Annotated in this window: 15 protein-coding genes and 1 pseudogene; 7 read left to right on the top strand and 9 right to left on the bottom strand. The window is 67.2% G+C overall.

What is annotated here, in order from left to right:
* The first annotated feature begins 53 nt into the window (after positions 1-53).
* The 4 genes from EDD31_RS13895 to EDD31_RS13880 all read left to right on the top strand — a co-directional run bounded on the left by EDD31_RS13895 (position 54) and on the right by EDD31_RS13880 (position 3,530).
* Positions 54-506, top strand: coding sequence for a VOC family protein (locus EDD31_RS13895; protein ID WP_123304672.1), 453 nt, complete (start codon positions 54-56; stop codon positions 504-506).
* A gap of 192 nt (positions 507-698) precedes the next feature.
* Positions 699-1,868 carry an alanine racemase gene (alr, locus tag EDD31_RS13890; protein WP_123304671.1) on the top strand — a complete coding sequence of 390 codons (1,170 nt, stop codon included), beginning with the start codon at positions 699-701 and terminating at the stop codon, positions 1,866-1,868.
* Positions 1,865-2,869, top strand: coding sequence for a D-alanine--D-alanine ligase family protein (locus EDD31_RS13885; protein ID WP_123304670.1), 1,005 nt, complete (start codon positions 1,865-1,867; stop codon positions 2,867-2,869). The genes alr and EDD31_RS13885 overlap by 4 nt, the downstream gene beginning before the upstream one ends.
* A 22-nt stretch (positions 2,870-2,891) precedes the next feature.
* Complete coding sequence (locus EDD31_RS13880) at positions 2,892-3,530, top strand: DUF6518 family protein (protein WP_245991232.1); 639 nt, start codon at positions 2,892-2,894, stop codon at positions 3,528-3,530.
* Between the two features lie 15 nt (positions 3,531-3,545).
* On the opposite strand, the gene EDD31_RS13875 is transcribed toward EDD31_RS13880, so the two are convergent.
* Positions 3,546-4,196 carry a DUF305 domain-containing protein gene (locus EDD31_RS13875; RefSeq protein WP_123304669.1) on the bottom strand — a complete coding sequence of 217 codons (651 nt, stop codon included), beginning with the start codon at positions 4,194-4,196 and terminating at the stop codon, positions 3,546-3,548.
* 76 nt (positions 4,197-4,272) lie between these two features.
* Positions 4,273-4,857 (bottom strand): helix-turn-helix domain-containing protein, encoded by a 585-nt coding sequence (locus EDD31_RS13870; protein ID WP_123304668.1) that lies wholly within the window; start codon positions 4,855-4,857, stop codon positions 4,273-4,275.
* Between the two features lie 150 nt (positions 4,858-5,007).
* On the opposite strand from EDD31_RS13870, the gene EDD31_RS13865 reads away from it, so the two are divergent.
* Together EDD31_RS13865 and EDD31_RS13860 are read left to right on the top strand one after the other, a co-directional pair.
* The gene (locus EDD31_RS13865) at positions 5,008-5,628 is read left to right on the top strand and encodes a class I SAM-dependent methyltransferase (protein WP_211336129.1); all 621 of its coding nucleotides are present in this window, start codon (positions 5,008-5,010) and stop codon (positions 5,626-5,628) included.
* A 100-nt stretch (positions 5,629-5,728) separates the two neighbouring features.
* Entirely contained in the window at positions 5,729-7,339 is a 1,611-nt protein-coding gene (locus tag EDD31_RS13860; protein ID WP_123304666.1) for an MFS transporter, read from the top strand.
* 103 nt (positions 7,340-7,442) lie between these two features.
* On the opposite strand, the gene EDD31_RS13855 is transcribed toward EDD31_RS13860, so the two are convergent.
* Entirely contained in the window at positions 7,443-7,853 is a 411-nt protein-coding gene (locus tag EDD31_RS13855) for a DoxX family protein (RefSeq protein ID WP_123304665.1), read from the bottom strand.
* On the bottom strand, positions 7,846-8,340 hold the full coding sequence (locus EDD31_RS13850) for a glutathione peroxidase (RefSeq protein ID WP_123304664.1): 495 nt from the start codon (positions 8,338-8,340) through the stop codon (positions 7,846-7,848). Before EDD31_RS13850 ends, EDD31_RS13855 begins: the two co-directional genes overlap by 8 nt.
* Before the next feature lie 176 nt (positions 8,341-8,516).
* Here EDD31_RS13850 and EDD31_RS13845 point away from each other — a divergent pair, with 176 nt between their 5' ends.
* Positions 8,517-9,584: a YdcF family protein gene (locus tag EDD31_RS13845; RefSeq protein WP_123304663.1), complete on the top strand. Its 1,068-nt coding sequence runs from the start codon at positions 8,517-8,519 to the stop codon at positions 9,582-9,584.
* A 79-nt stretch (positions 9,585-9,663) separates the two neighbouring features.
* On the opposite strand, the gene EDD31_RS13840 is transcribed toward EDD31_RS13845, so the two are convergent.
* The 5 genes and pseudogenes from EDD31_RS13840 to EDD31_RS13820 form a co-directional block, all read right to left on the bottom strand.
* Positions 9,664-10,227, bottom strand: a complete 564-nt coding sequence (locus EDD31_RS13840; protein WP_123304662.1) for a dihydrofolate reductase family protein — start codon at positions 10,225-10,227, stop codon at positions 9,664-9,666.
* An 84-nt stretch (positions 10,228-10,311) separates the two neighbouring features.
* The gene (locus EDD31_RS13835) at positions 10,312-11,046 is read right to left on the bottom strand and encodes a HEAT repeat domain-containing protein (protein WP_123304661.1); all 735 of its coding nucleotides are present in this window, start codon (positions 11,044-11,046) and stop codon (positions 10,312-10,314) included.
* A 76-nt stretch (positions 11,047-11,122) separates the two neighbouring features.
* Positions 11,123-11,551 (bottom strand): annotated as a pseudogene (locus EDD31_RS13830) (MobF family relaxase); the annotation flags it as partial.
* A 363-nt stretch (positions 11,552-11,914) separates the two neighbouring features.
* Positions 11,915-13,171, bottom strand: a complete 1,257-nt coding sequence (locus EDD31_RS13825; protein ID WP_245991231.1) for a hypothetical protein — start codon at positions 13,169-13,171, stop codon at positions 11,915-11,917.
* Positions 13,172-13,319: 148 nt separating this feature from the next.
* A complete protein-coding gene (locus EDD31_RS13820) occupies positions 13,320-14,132 on the bottom strand; it encodes a TIGR02391 family protein (RefSeq protein ID WP_245991229.1) in 813 nt (270 codons plus the stop codon).
* Positions 14,133-14,134: the final 2 nt, after the last annotated feature.

The following is a 14,134-nucleotide window of genomic DNA, read 5'->3' as shown; positions in this document are numbered from 1 at the left end:
GTGGTTCCCGTCGGCACATCCGCCGGCCAGACTCACACGATCAAGGAGCTCCCATGGCCCTCGTCGCCACCACGCACGTGAACTTCCCCGGCACGGCCCGCGCTGCGCTCGACTTCTACCAGAGCGCCTTCGGCGGCCACGTGCACACCACCACCTACGGTGACCTCGGCATGCCCCCAGAGGCGCCGGACGCCGAAAAGCTGGTCTTCGGTCAGCTCGAAGCCGAGAGCGGCTTCCGGTTGATGGCCTACGACATCCCGGGCCGTACCGAAGGTTTCAGCGGAAGCACGTACCGCGAACAGGGTGCCACCATCACCGATCGTCCGTTCTTTGTCTCCGTCCGCGGCGAAACCCTCGAGGAGATCGACGGGCCGTGGAAGGCTCTGCAGGAAGGTGGCGAGGTCATCGAGCCCTTGGCAGCCTCGGCGTGGTCGGCCGGCTTCGGCATGCTCACCGACCGCTTCGGTGTGACCTGGGTGCTCGACGTGCAGGCAGCGCGCGGCTGAACCCAGCGGAGCAGGAGCGGCACCGCCCCGGGTGCCCGAGCGACTGTGGGTGGGGCTAGGCACGTCATACCGGGATCAGACCAGGGTCGTAGTACAGAACCGGTCCCCAGCCCGACGCCCGAGCCCGGCTGCTTTCGTACCGTCAATCCCAGACGGGATGAGACTCCCTCGCCCCCGCACCAAGGAGTGCTCATGCCCGGCACCACCGCCGTTCCGACGTTGCCGCGATGCCCACGCGCCGCAACCGGCCCGCGCCCCGCCTCCGGCACACAAGGGGCCAGGCCCACTTTGCACCTCGATCGTGCCGCTGTCACGGCGAACGTCCGCACCATCCGCGCCCAGACCGGATCCCGAGTGATGGCGGTCGTCAAGGCCAATGGGTTCGGCCTCGGCACGGTGCCGGTGGCGCGGGCGGCCCTGGACGGCGGTGCGAGCTGGTTAGGCGTGACCGACCTCGATGATGCCGAGCTGCTGCGCCGGGCCGGTCTGACCGCACCGGTCTTGGCCTGGCTACATCCCGGTGGTCTCGACGTCGAGCAGGCCGTACGCGCCCGCACCGATCTGGCGGTGGGTTTGGTGGAGGAGCTGCAGCAGGTGGTGGATCAGGCACCCGGCCTGGTGCGCGTACACCTCCACCTCGACACCGGCATGGCCAGGGGCGGGGTCCCGCGAGCGGAGTGGCCGGCACTGATGCGGCTGGCTCGCCGGGCACAGGATGGCGGCCACCTCCGGGTCGTGGGTCTGATGGGGCATCTGCCCGAGGCCGACCGTGCCGATCCGGAGCGCAATGCGCCCGGGGTCGAGGCCTTTGCGGTCGGCCTGCGCCTGGCGGTCTCCTGGGGTCTATGGCCGCTTCTCACCCACCTGGGTGCGACAGCGGCGGCGCTCACCGACCCGGCAACGCGCTTCGAGATGGTACGCATCGGTGCCGGCCTGGTGGGCATCGATCCCTCCAGCACCACCCAGCTCCGGGCCGCCGGCCGCTTGACGGCGCCGGTGACGCATGCCGCTGAGGTGCCCGCGGGTACCCGGGTGGGCTACGGCGGTACCCATGTCACGACGTCGGCGACCCACCTGAGCGTGCTGGGGTTGGGGTACGTCGACGGCCTGCCCCGCGAGCTCTCGCCTGATGCCGCGGTGGAGATCGGCGGACGCCGCCACCGCGTCGTCGGGCGGGTGTCCATGGACCAGATGGTCATCGACACGGGAGCCATCAGTTATCCGCGGGGCACGCTCGCCACGGTGTTCGGCCCGGCGGGCACGGCCGCGCCGACCGTTCAGGAGTGGGCCGCATGGGCGGGAACCATCCCGCACGTCATTCTCGCGGGCATCGGCTCGCGAGTCAGGAGGACAGTCGCATGAGTGGTCGCGTGGTGGTGATCGGTGGCGGCCAGAACGTTGAGCACGAGGTCTCCGTCGCTTCGGCGACGGCGGTATCAACGGCGTTGCGGCATTCCGGCGTTGAGGTCGAGCGATGGGACGTCGGCACCGACGGTCTGTGGTGGATCGGAGGCGATCCGCTCGGCGTCACTCCGGCACAGAGCCTGGCCGCCGCGGTCATGCAGCTGCGGGCCACGGACGTCGTCTTCCCCTGCGTGCACGGGCCTCTCGGCGAAGACGGCGTGCTGGCGGCGCTGTGCGCGCTGGCGCAGGTGCGCGTGGTCGGATCCGGAGTCGCGGCCGGCGCCGTGGGGAAGGATAAGCAGTGGTCCAAAGTGATGGCGCGGGATGCCGGCGTGCAGGTCACGCCCGGATTCGTGGTCTCGGGCGCCGACGCCGTGGCCTTCGAGCGGGAGGTCGTGGTCAAACCAGTGAGTTCAGGCTCGAGTCATGGTGTCTCGCTGGTGGCCGACGCTGCGGAGCTGGCCGGGGCGATCCGTCGGGCGGGAGAGCTCTCCAGTGACGGCGGGGTGCTGGTCGAGCACGTCGTGCACGGCCGGGAGATCGACGTCGCCGTGTTGCGCGAAGCCGACGGCACCCGCTGGGCCGCTCCCCCACTCGAGATCCACGCCTCCGGCCTCTTCGACACCGCGACCAAGTACAACGGTTCCGCGCGATTCACCGTCCCGGCGGCGCTGGAACCTGCCGAGACGCAGGCGTTAAGCCAGGCCGCCCTGGACCTCTTCGACGCTTTCGGCTGCCGCGGCGTGGCGCGCATGGACTTCTTCCTCACCGATCACGGTGTGGTGTTCAACGAGGTGAACACCATGCCGGGAATGACGGCGGCCTCTCAGGTTCCGCGCATGTTCCGCGCCGCGGGAGTCGAGTACGACGAGTTGGTGAGAAGACTCGTCGCGGGGGCGGCGATCCCGGGTCACTCAGCGACCGGTCCTTCCGCGCAAGCGGCGGTCGGGCTCCAGTAGCACGATGGATGACTGTCACGCGATGAACACGAGCAGCGAGCCGCGCTACATCGATTCCGGCTCTGCCATGATCCCCCGCGCGGTCATCGTGGCCGTGCTCAGTTTTGTCCTCGGCGGCCTGACGTTCTACGCACAAGGGTTCCTGCCCGACGCCGCCGTTCCCTTCGCGAACTCCTCCAGCGGTTGGACTCTCCTCACATCTCTGCTCGTGTTCGGCTCGCGGTTCCGCCCGGCCGCCGCGGCGGTGCTGGGTGCGGTCAGCTTCGTGCTCCTCGTCCTCGGGTACGCCGTGGTGGCGGGCCTGGAGGGCCTGTACTACAACCCGCTGCTGTTCTCGATGATCGGTGTCATCGCAGGCCCCGCGGTGGGCGCAGCGACCTCATGGTTGCGGGCCAGAGGCTTCCGCGCCGCCGCGGGTACCGGCGTGCTCGCCGGTATCGGACTCGGCGACGGGCTCTTCGGCCTCACCGTGGTCCACGAGACCACCGAACCCGGCTATTGGTGGGCGGTCGTGGCCATCGCCGTGATCCTGCTCGCGGTGATGCTCGTGCGCAGGATTCGCGGTGCCGGCCCGGCGATCCTTGCGGTCGCCGGATCCGCAGCCATGGCGGGCGCCTTCCTCATCGTCTACCAGTACGTCGGAGCGCGCGGCCTCGGGTAGATCCCGGGTAGGGCGTCACTGCAGCTGCTCGAGCAGTTCCTGCATCTCCTCGATCTCGGCGCTCTGGTCGGAGACGACGTCCTCGGACAGCGCGAGCGCCTCGGGGTGCTGGCCGTTCTCGAGGTGTTCTTCGGCCATGAGCACGGCGCCCTGGTGGTGGATGATCATCTGCTGCAGGAAGAGCCGGGAGGCTTCCGGGCCGCTCGCCTCGGTGAGCTGTTCGATCTCTTCGTCTCCCAGCATGCCCTGGTGGCCCGCCGCGCTGTGATCGTCGTGCTCGCCGTGGTGCAGGCTGCCGTCCTCATCGGGACCGTAGCCCCAGTCCTCGAGCCAGGCCTCCATCTGCGCGATCTCGGGTCCCTGAGCGTCCTGGATGGCCTCGGCGAGCGAAGCCACCTCGGGCTCGACATCGTCCTTGGCCAGGAGGATCTCGGACATCTCCACGGCCTGCTCATGGTGAAGGATCATGTTCGCGGCATACTCGATATCGGCCTCGTTGGGTTCAGCAGTGCCGTCGGCTTCCTCCGGCTCGGTCTCCTCGGCCGGGCTCGGCTCCGTGGCCTCATCCTCCCCGGTCTCCGGTCCCACCTCGTCGGTGCAGCCGGCCAGGAGCAGCAACCCGGCGGCGCATGCCGCCACGAACGGTGCGTGCTTCGTCTTCCGCATTTCTCCTGCTCCTTCGGATCGGGCGCTGCCACCTCCCAGCCATCGTAGGCACCGAGAAGATCGGCGCATCCTGCCGCTAGCGATCGACGCCGGCGTGCACGTGGGCGCGCTGGCCGTGTCGTCCGACCAGGCTGAGGTACTCGACCGGTCCTGTGCTGGTGGCTCCGAACCAGTGAGGGGTCCGGGTATCGAACTCGACAGCCTCCCCGGCCTGCAGGAGTTCGTCCTGGTCACCGAGCACCAGTCGCAAGGTGCCGTTGAGGACGTAGGCCCAGTCGAACCCCTCGTGGGAGCGCAGTTGGGGAACGGCGTCGTCACTGCCTGCGGGCAGCACGAACTTGTACGCCTGGACGCCGCCGGGCCGTCGGGTGAGCGGGATGATGATCGAGCCGTCTGCGCACGAAACGGGACGCAGATCAATACGCGGGTTCGCCGTCCGGGGAGCGTCCACCAGCGAGTCGAGAGTGACGCCGTAGTAGCTGGCCAACGGCAGGAGTTGCTCCAGCGTCGGCCGGCGGAGCCCGGCCTCCAGGCGAGACAGGGTGCTCGTGGAGATGCCCGTCTCCTCGGCGAGCGTGGTGAGGGTGACGTCGCGGCGCAGGCGCAGGTGCTTCAGACGTGGTCCGACGGTGTCGAGAGTCTGGTCGATGGGCTCTGGCATGCCCCTCATTTTGCCATTCGGCAAGAATGATTGCCAGCGGCGCTCCTGCGGTTGATGCTGAGGCGGACATCAGGCGCAACCAGGAGGACCGCACGTGAGTACAACGCAGGACAGCCCCAGGCACGAGGCCAGCCCGCTGGCCGGTGCATGATGGCCGAGTTCGACAAGAACTACTGGGAAGACCACTGGCACCCCACCGGCGCCCAACGGGCCCACCACTTCCCGGCGAACCCCTACCTACCGGTCGAGACGGCACATCTGCCCGCCGGTACCGCTCTCGACGCCGGATGCGGGGCCGGAACAGAAGCCCTCTGGCTCGCCGAGCACGGTTGGGAGGTCACTGCGGCCGACATCTCCGCGGCCGCACTGACCGCCGCGCGCGCCCGGGCCGTGGACCGTGATCTGAACACTCGCCTCGAGTGGATCGAGACCGATCTTGCCCGGTGGGAGCCGGAACGCACGTGGGATCTGGTGCTCACCAGCTACGCCCACGCCGACATCGGTCAGCTCGCGTTCTACCGGCGAATCTCCTCGTGGGTCGCACCCGGCGGGACGTTGCTCATCGTCGGTCACCTGCCCGGCCAGCACCACGGTGGTCACGGTCATGAGCACCCCGAGGATGCGACCGCGACTCTCGACGGGATCACCGCTCTGTTCCGCGACCCCGACTGGCGTGTCGAGGCCGGCTACGAGCACACCCGCACCTTCGATGCCGGTGGTGCCGGGGTGCCCTTGCATGACGTGATCGTCCGCGCCCGCCGCCTCTCCTGATCCATCCGTGCCTCGTGCCGGGCCGTGGTCCCGGCGTTCCGCCCTGCCGCCCGACGTCCTCGTGAGAGGCGGCGTTCACTCTGAAAGGTTCCCTCCAGCAATGACCTCATCCTCATCGATCGGCGCGGTCACCTCCGCAGCGCCGGTCATCGACGATCCTCGCCGTCGGCGTGCGATCCTCTGGGCCGTCTGCATCGCCCTGATGGCAGTCGTCGCCTCCGTCTCCGGGCTGAACGTGGCTCAGCCGCAACTGGCGATGACCTTCGACGCCTCACAGGGGCAGATCCTCTGGATCATCAACGCCTACACGCTCACCCTTGCCGCGCTCCTCTTGCCCCTGGGTGCGATGGGCGACCGACTGGGGCGCAAGCCGGTCTTCGTCGGCGGTCTGATCGTCTTCGTGCTCGCGAACATCGCGGCCGCGGTGGCCCCATCGGTGGAGATCATGCTCGCGGTGCGGATTCTCAGCGGCGTGGGCGCGGCGATGATCATGCCGGTGACCCTGTCGGTCATCACGTCCTCCTTCCCCGACAAGGCCCGCTCCCAAGCGATCGGCATGTGGGCCGCAGTGGCAGGCGGTGGCGGAATCCTGGGCATGTTCCTCTCAGCTCTCCTCGTCGACATCGCCACGTGGCGATGGTTGTTCGCCCTGCCGATCGTGCTGACCGCAGCTGCACTGCTGATGGGCGCCCTGGTGATCCCGAACTCGCGGGAGAAGGGGGTGGCCCGGTTCGACCTGCTGGGTGCGCTCACCTCGATCATCGCCGCGGTGGGCTTCACCTTCGCCCTCCATGAGGCACCCGCCCTCGGTTGGACCGATCCCCTCGTGCTCTCCACCGTGGGCCTCGCCGTTCTCGCCACCGCCGTGTTCATTGCCTGGGAGCTGCGCACTCCGCGGCCGCTGCTGGACATCCGGCAGTTCCGCACGCGAGGGCTCTCTTCCGGCACCACGCTCCTGCTGGTGCTGTTCGGCATCCTGGGCGGGATCTCTCTGGTGCTGTACCCCTACTTCCAGGTCATCCTCGGCTGGAGCGGACTGCTCGCCACGCTCGCGATGATGCCCATGATGCTGCTGATGATGTTCGCCTCCGGGCTCGCTCCCCGGCTGGTCCGGCGGATCGGTGCCCGCGCAGGCATGGTGGCCGGCCTCGCCATCGCCACCGGTGGTCTGGCGCTCGTCGCCGTGCTGGTCTCGCCCGACGGCGGGTACCTACGCGTGCTTCCGGGACTGATGGTCATGGGTCTGGGGGCCGGCCTGGCCATGCCCCCGTCCACCGAGGCGATCACCTCCTCGCTGCCGCGGGAGCAGCAGGGGGTCGCCTCGGCGCTGAACGACCTCACCCGTGAGCTCGGCGCCGCGCTCGGGATCGCGCTGCTGGGCGGGCTGCTCGTTGCGGGCTACCAGAGCGCGCTGGCCGGACGTCTCACCGAGGTTCCGGAGGAGCTGGCAGCCATCGCCAGTGAAGGCATCGTCAACGCCACCGCCATCAGCGAGGCTGCCGGCCCTCACTCCGAACAGATCCTCACCGCAGCGAAGGAGGCGTTCATCGCCGGATGGCAGCAGGCCATGTGGGTCGGCGTGGCCGTGATGGCCGCCCTGGCCTGCTTCGTCCTCTTCCGCGGGCCCAAGAGTGGTTCCGTGCAGTTGATGGTCAGCGAGGACGTCCACGGCGGTCTGGCATCGAGCCGTGAAACTCACCGGACGGCGTGACGGCTGAGCGTCTTCACCCACAGATCGAAGCGCATCGCCTGGAGGCCATCACGGGATACCGGAACGGCGGTTGGCCACTCGCCAGGGGCGCGGCACCCGTGGATCACACGGCGGTCGCGCCCCTGCGGGGGCGCGTGGACCAGATCGCCGCGGCGATGAGAGGGATTTGGAAGGGCAGCCTCAGCAGACGCTTGCGGTCGGTGTCGAGGCCAAAGGCGTCGCGGCGGTTCTTCCACTGCGAGAGGTTCCCGGGGAAGACCGCCACGAAGAAGGCGGCGGCAAGATGACCGACGGCGCGCTTCCTCCATCCGCTGAGCAGCGCTGCGCCGAGTCCGATCTCGGCGACGCCCGAGGCCAGCACGGTGACGTCATCGTCGACCGGTACCCACGGGGGCACTTGGGCCTGGAACTCCTCACGGGCGAAGGTCAGGTGGCCGATGCCGGCGAAGACGAGTGCGCTGCCGAGTGCCCAGCGGGTGAGAGAGCGAACAGCGTTGCGTGGGGGCCTAGACATCGCTAGCTCCGGTCCATTCCTCGATCGCGGCGATGATCGCCGGCGCGTCAGGCTCGGTGCGGGGGCGGAATCGCATGACCCGGCCATCGGGGTTGACGAGGAACTTCTCGAAGTTCCACGAGATCCTCCCGGCCTTGCCGTGCTCATCGGGGGCGGTGGTGAGCTGCTGGTAGAGCGGATGGGCGTGGCGGCCGTTGACCTTGACCTTCTCCGACATCGGGAAGGTCACGCCCCAGGTGGACGAGCAGTACTCGGCGATCGATTCCGAGGAGCCCAGCTCCTGGAGGAACTGATTGCTGGGGAAGCCGACCACAGTGAAGCCGCGGTCTCGGAAGCGCCTGTGCAGTGCCTCGAGCTTCTCGTATTGCGGGCTCAGGCCGCAGCGGGAGGCGACATTGACCACCAGCGCCACCTTGCCCTCGCTGAGCGCGCCGAAGGTGGTCGATTCTCCGCTCAGTGTGGTGACGGGAACATCTGCGAGGTCCATCTGTATCCGCTCCCACCACGTGACAAAGGGCCGGCCCGAGTGCCGGCGTTCAGTAGCCAGGCTATCGCTGTACTCCCTCGTGAGTGGCCCCGGGCGATCCCGTACGCTCGACGCCGGGCCCACCGGCGGCGGCTCGGCAGAGCAACATCACGCGTGCTGTCCTGGGGAGGACGTTCATGATCTGGATCCTGCTGGTGCTCGCGGCACTCGGCACAGGCGTTGCCGCGGCCGGAGTCGTCGCCATGCGCCGGGACGGCCGACGCATGAGCGCTCTGATCTTCATACTCGTCGGCGCCGGGACAGCCCTGCTGGCCACAGCCCTGGTCCTGGCCCAGCGGGGGTATCCGACGATGCTCTACGGACTCGCCATCGCGGCGGTCGTGGTGCTGCTGCTAGGCAACCTCCTCGGATACCCGATTCTCGTCGTCTTTCTGCTGTGGAGTGGCGTGACAGTCCTGCGCAAGGAGTCGAGGACCTTGGGCAACGCTCTCGCACTCCTGGCCGGGCTTGTGCTCCTGTTCCTGCCGACCACGCTCGGCCTGCTTGCTCCCCCGGGGGTAGTGCGCGACGATCCGGCCTATATCGCCCGGTATGCCGCCCATGGCTCCGCGGTGTTGGTGGTGGGCTACCTCGCCGTGGCCTTCGCCGCCTTCCTCGGAGCTTCGCTGCTGTACCGGTGGCGCAAGAGCCCTGCGGAGCCCGAAGCGATCGTCGTCCTCGGATCCGGGCTGATCAATGGGCAGGTGCCGCCACTCCTGGCGGCCCGGTTGCAACGCGCCCTCGAGGCCCAACGGGCACAGCGTGAGACGCCGACGATCATCACCAGTGGTGGCCAAGGCCCCGATGAGCCCCGCCCCGAGGGCCTGGTCATGCGGAACTACCTCATCGAGCACGGGGCCGTCCCAGATCGCGTGCTCGCCGAGACCGAGTCGCGCAACACCGCCGAGAATCTGCGACTCTCCCGCGAGCTGCTCCCAGCACCCGAGTCTCCGATCCTTGTGGTCACGAGTAGCTATCACGTCTTCCGGGCAGCGCTGCTGACACGCACCCTGGGGCTTCGCGCCCACGTCATCGGAGCCCGGACTGCCTGGTACTACCTGCCCAGTGCGGTGCTGCGGGAGTTCGTCGGCGTGCTGCGCGACCGCTGGCGGTGGCATGCCATCGCCGTCACCCTCCTCGTCGCGTTCGCGACGGCGTTCTCGATCGTCGTGGTTCCCCTGATGGGCCCGCCGCCGGGGACCTGAGAGGGCCGGTGGCGTCAGTTGGACTCAGGCGTGCTCATCCAGCGGTGGGAGGGCGGGCTCCCGATGGGCCTTCGCTGGCTCAATGCGGACGATAGGTGGTGAGGACGACGCCGGATCGAAAGGACCTGGTTCGCAGGAGTTCGAGCCTGGGCACCGCGGACCCTGCGGGAAAGAGCCGCCGGCCACGACCCTGCACAGCGGGGTAAACAAAGAGCCGGTACTCATCGATGAGGCCTGAGGGAACGAGGGCGTGAACGAGGCTGATGCTGCCCGTGCAGACGATGTCCTGCCCGGCTGCGTCTTTCAGCGCGCGAACCTCCTCGATGGGGTCCCCTCGCAACACAACGGAGCCCTGCCAACCGGGATCATCGAGAGTGGAACTCACCACGTACTTCGTGACGGAGTTCAAGCTCTGGGCGATGCCCGTCTGGTCATCGCTCTGGTGCGGCCAGTATCCGCGCATGTCCTCGAAGGTCCGGCGTCCAAAGAGGACTGCGTCGTGAGTTTCGTCCTGGCGGGCCATCTCCTCGAAGAGGTCATCGGTATCGCTGCCGGCCTCAGGGGAGAACCAGGGATCGAGCATTTCGATCGAACCGTCCAGCGTGACGTTCTGGGTGACCACCAGTTTGCGCGTAGTGCTCATGGCCGCTCCCTTCGCCCGGGCGGCTACGGCGCCGCCCTACCGTGAAAGCTACATGCGACGGCGTCGTGTGGTGGGGTTCCACTGTCAGCCGGCAGTTCGATGCGGCTGGTGTGAAGAGGCGAGCTCACTCTGGTCGAGGAGGCGGGCAAGTCTCTTCTTGCGCCGGTTCTGCGAGATGATCCAAACGAGGTCGGGATCCCGCCCGTCGAGCGCGCCGAAAGCGGCCAGGCCAGGATCGGGGTCGGCAGCGACGGCCACACTCCAGCAATAGCCGAGCCCTTGCCGGAGGGAGCGCACACCCGGCTCACGGCGCGTGGACTGTGGCCGCCCGGCCAGGCTCGTCGTCGCGAGGCGGCACACGTCGATCGCCACCGCGGCGGCCTGTGGTGAGCGCAGCAGGCGGGGTTCGCAGATCGCGGCTGCTGCTGCCCGCTGGACCAAGGGATCGGCATCGCCGGCCCAGTCCAGCACCAGCGACTCCAGCGCGGCGAGATCGGCATCGCCGAGGCGCTGCAGCCCGATAGCGACCGCCTCGCGCACTCTCCAGCGTTCATCGGTCGCGAGCATCCGCAGCCTGGCTTCCACCCCTGGTTCAGCGGCACGGACGCCGAGGGCCAGGGTTCCGCAGAAGATCCGGTACTCGTCGCCGCTGGCGAGCAGTGACTCGACCAACTCGGCATCGGCGACCTCTGCGACGGCCATCGCCAGATCGATGTTGGCGCGCGGGCCCGGGAGCCCGGAGTGCTCGTCGAGGAACTCCGGCCATGATGAGCGGTCGAGTTCCGCGAGGTCTTCACGCCACTGCGCTTTCCCGGCCATAGGTCCAGGCTACGCCTGCACGTGGCCATCAGCGTGGCTGCGAAAAGTGCCCTCAGAATGGGTTGCGGAGAACTCGATCGATCACGGCGTCGGCTTGCTCGGAGGTGAGTCCGGAGGATCGAATCAGGGTGGCCCAGCGGTCGTGTGGGGCTGCGGCGGCGATGGTCTCGTACTCGGTGGCGAGTGGGGCGATCGAGCCCCAGTACTTCTGCTCGGCAGTGATGGTCTGGTGTGCGGACAGCTCGGCCCCGACGTGTTGGAAGACGCCGCGGCCGGTGGGGTCGAGGTTGTCATTCGGGTGGTCGTCGGGCCGGTCCAGGACCACATAGGCGCGGTTGGCGTACTTGCCGCGGGCCATCGCGACGTAGAAGGTCTCCCTCGTCGTGGTCGGTTCCACCAGGGCGTGTAAAGCTCCGACGGTGACGCCCTGCGCCCTATAGACGGTGATCGCGTGGCCAAAGTCCAAGTGCTCGGCTACGTAGAGGGCGGGCAGGACGATCCCACCTCAGCGACCTGAGCAGACTACCGAGAGTACTCCCCGGACATGACGAAGCCCCGGCGAGAAACGTGCTCTCACCAGGGCATATCCGTCGGGCTGGCGGGATTCGAACCCACGACCCCTTGACCCCCAGGCGTCCAGATGGCTCCCGAGAGAGCGATTTCCGCGTGATTCCGGACGCTAGATCATGCAGAGCGTGGCACGACATGCATGGTTCCCATGATTCTGGTCCCCTTCTGGTCCCCTCCCCCAGCGACTCAGACCCCTCACAGCCCCGGGAGGTCGAGTCATCCGGTCACGGAGCAAGCGCGACCAGCACTTCCCGTGTGAACAACTCGTCGAGGACGGAGACATCACCGCCCAGTAGTTCTACATCCGGTAGTACGTGTCCGGCTCAAAGTCAGCCTTCCACCCTCGATTCTTCGGATGCGTAGACATCCACCGCGCCAGCTCCCGGAGCGCATCGTTGAGGTCCTCGAGTAGCGCGACCTGACGATGCACGAAGGTCTTATCCGTAAGGTTGGTGCGCAATGCATGGGCTGGCTTCTGCCTGGCCTGACGTATCTCACGCAGCGGCCTCATTAGGTCTTTCACCACGGCCGCATCGATGCCCTTGCCATCAAGAAAAGCGGCGAGACGAGTGAGGCTGCCGAGGTTCTGGTCGTTCTTGTCCTTACGGGGTGCGCCCGCTGCGTCTAGGCCGTCGTGGCGGATGTTGTCAGACAGCACCTTGTCGAGCTGCACGATGAACTCGTCCCATTCACGCTGCGACGGACGCAGAAGCCATCCGAAGTCCTGCGGTCGATCGGTGTGCTTGAAGAGCGCTTCGCCGAAGGCTCCAGTCCAGAGCGCGTTGAGGTTCGCGAGCTCAATGAAGAGGTGGTCGAACGGCCCGATGCCGTCGGCCCAGTGGCCCATCTGTGTCATCCACCACGCAGGGTGCGGCTCTAGGCCGGTATCGACCACTTGATACGACTGCCAGCGTTGCTGATGCTCCGGGGTGAGTTTGGCGAGATCGCCATAGAAGGCAGCGACGCGGCGGACGATCGGCGTCGTCACGTCAGCGCGGTCGTAACCGGAAAGGTCATAGGCAAACCCAAGATGACTCAACGACACCTTGTCGCGCTCGAGCTCGGTCTCGTCGAGGTAGGCCTCATCGCCGATACCCATGTCAACGCCGAAGTCCCAGTAGCGGAAGTGGTAGCGCGGGTCGTTCCGGTATGGCTCGAGCACGTCGAAGCTGAAATAGGCGAGTTCTAGGGTGCCGCGGCCCTTCGCCATCGCCGCACCGAACGGACGCCCCTTCAGACGCGCCGGAACGCGCACACCCTTCAGAGCGAGCGGAGTCGGATAGAGCACCACGCCGTAGCCGGCCCCCGCCAACTCGTCGAGTGACTCGATCTGCGACTCGATCGTTCGCCGCGAGGGCCACGGCCGGATGTGCGGGTTCGGATAGTCAACCTCCGACACCATCACCTGAAGCTTGCCGTCGGCTACCAGCCTCTTCGCGACGTCAACCAAGGCGGGCTCGACATTCGTGTGCAGGTGGAGTCCGTTGAAGTCGCCGGACTTCAGATACCGGTCCACCACCGCCTTCATGAGGGCATCGGGGGTTGGATCGGTCACTACGCCATTCAACCGCATCCGAAGAATCCGCAATGTATTGGCTGCTGGCACAGCCCAGCGCCCACCGCAACAACGCCCCCTAGCGCCAGCGCTGCGTCGGTGCTGGCGATGCGTGCTGTCAGATCGATCGAAAGCGCTCCAGCCATTCTCAGGCGCCCTCACCGTTCCGCGAGATCGCTGCGTCCAGCCGACGATGGATCATGGACAGCGTTCCCAGAACGTCAAGAGCGTCCAGTTCGCTCATCGTCCAGTGCAACTTGGGCTCGTGGGCCACTGGGTTCCGGAAGGCGCTGAACAGCCCTTTCGCGAGGTTGGCTATACCGAGTTGCTCATCTCGCTCGGTGCGGGTTCGCCCCCCGTTGATCCTGAGTGGTGGGCTTGAGCCGGCCATCGTCTTCTCGATGAGGCCGTATCCATCGGCATCAACGCCGGTCTGAGAACGAATCCGTGCCCCCAAACCCTTGATCGCCTCGAAGACCGCTTCGTAGTAGTCCGCGCGGACGAGGTCTTCTCGACAGTATGTAAGTACCTCGGCATGCGCTCCGCTTTGTTCGAGAATCTTGTAGAGCCGTTCCGAGCGAGCCAGCGCCTCAGTATCGGTGGACGCCCTCTTGGCCGTTGCTACTCGTCCGTCGGCGAGCACTTTGAGGCTCACTAGCGATAGAACCTGATTGAGTTCATCGCGTGCGATGTCTGCACGAGACTTGCGATCGAGCGTGCGCTCCGCTCGCATTGCCGCCCGAACAAGAGCGATCAGCGCATTCCCGTTACCGGTCTTCGCTTGATTACTGGAGACGGCGTGGGCGAGTCGGCGCCACTTGGTGTGACCTTCGCCGGGGTCAGAGCGAAGCGGCACTTCGGCCATGATGCGTGTGAGTTCGGTGCCGCTGTAAAGGTCACCGACAATCTTGGAGACGCCCTCAATGGTCCCGAGGGGAAAGGCGCTGATCACATTGGTCACGT

It is taken from the genome of Bogoriella caseilytica (assembly GCF_003752405.1).
GTDB classification, from domain to species: Bacteria; Actinomycetota; Actinomycetes; order Actinomycetales; family Actinomycetaceae; genus Allobogoriella; species Allobogoriella caseilytica.
The sequence above is the reverse complement of the archived record's forward strand: the minus strand, read 5'-3'. Positions and strand labels throughout refer to the sequence as shown.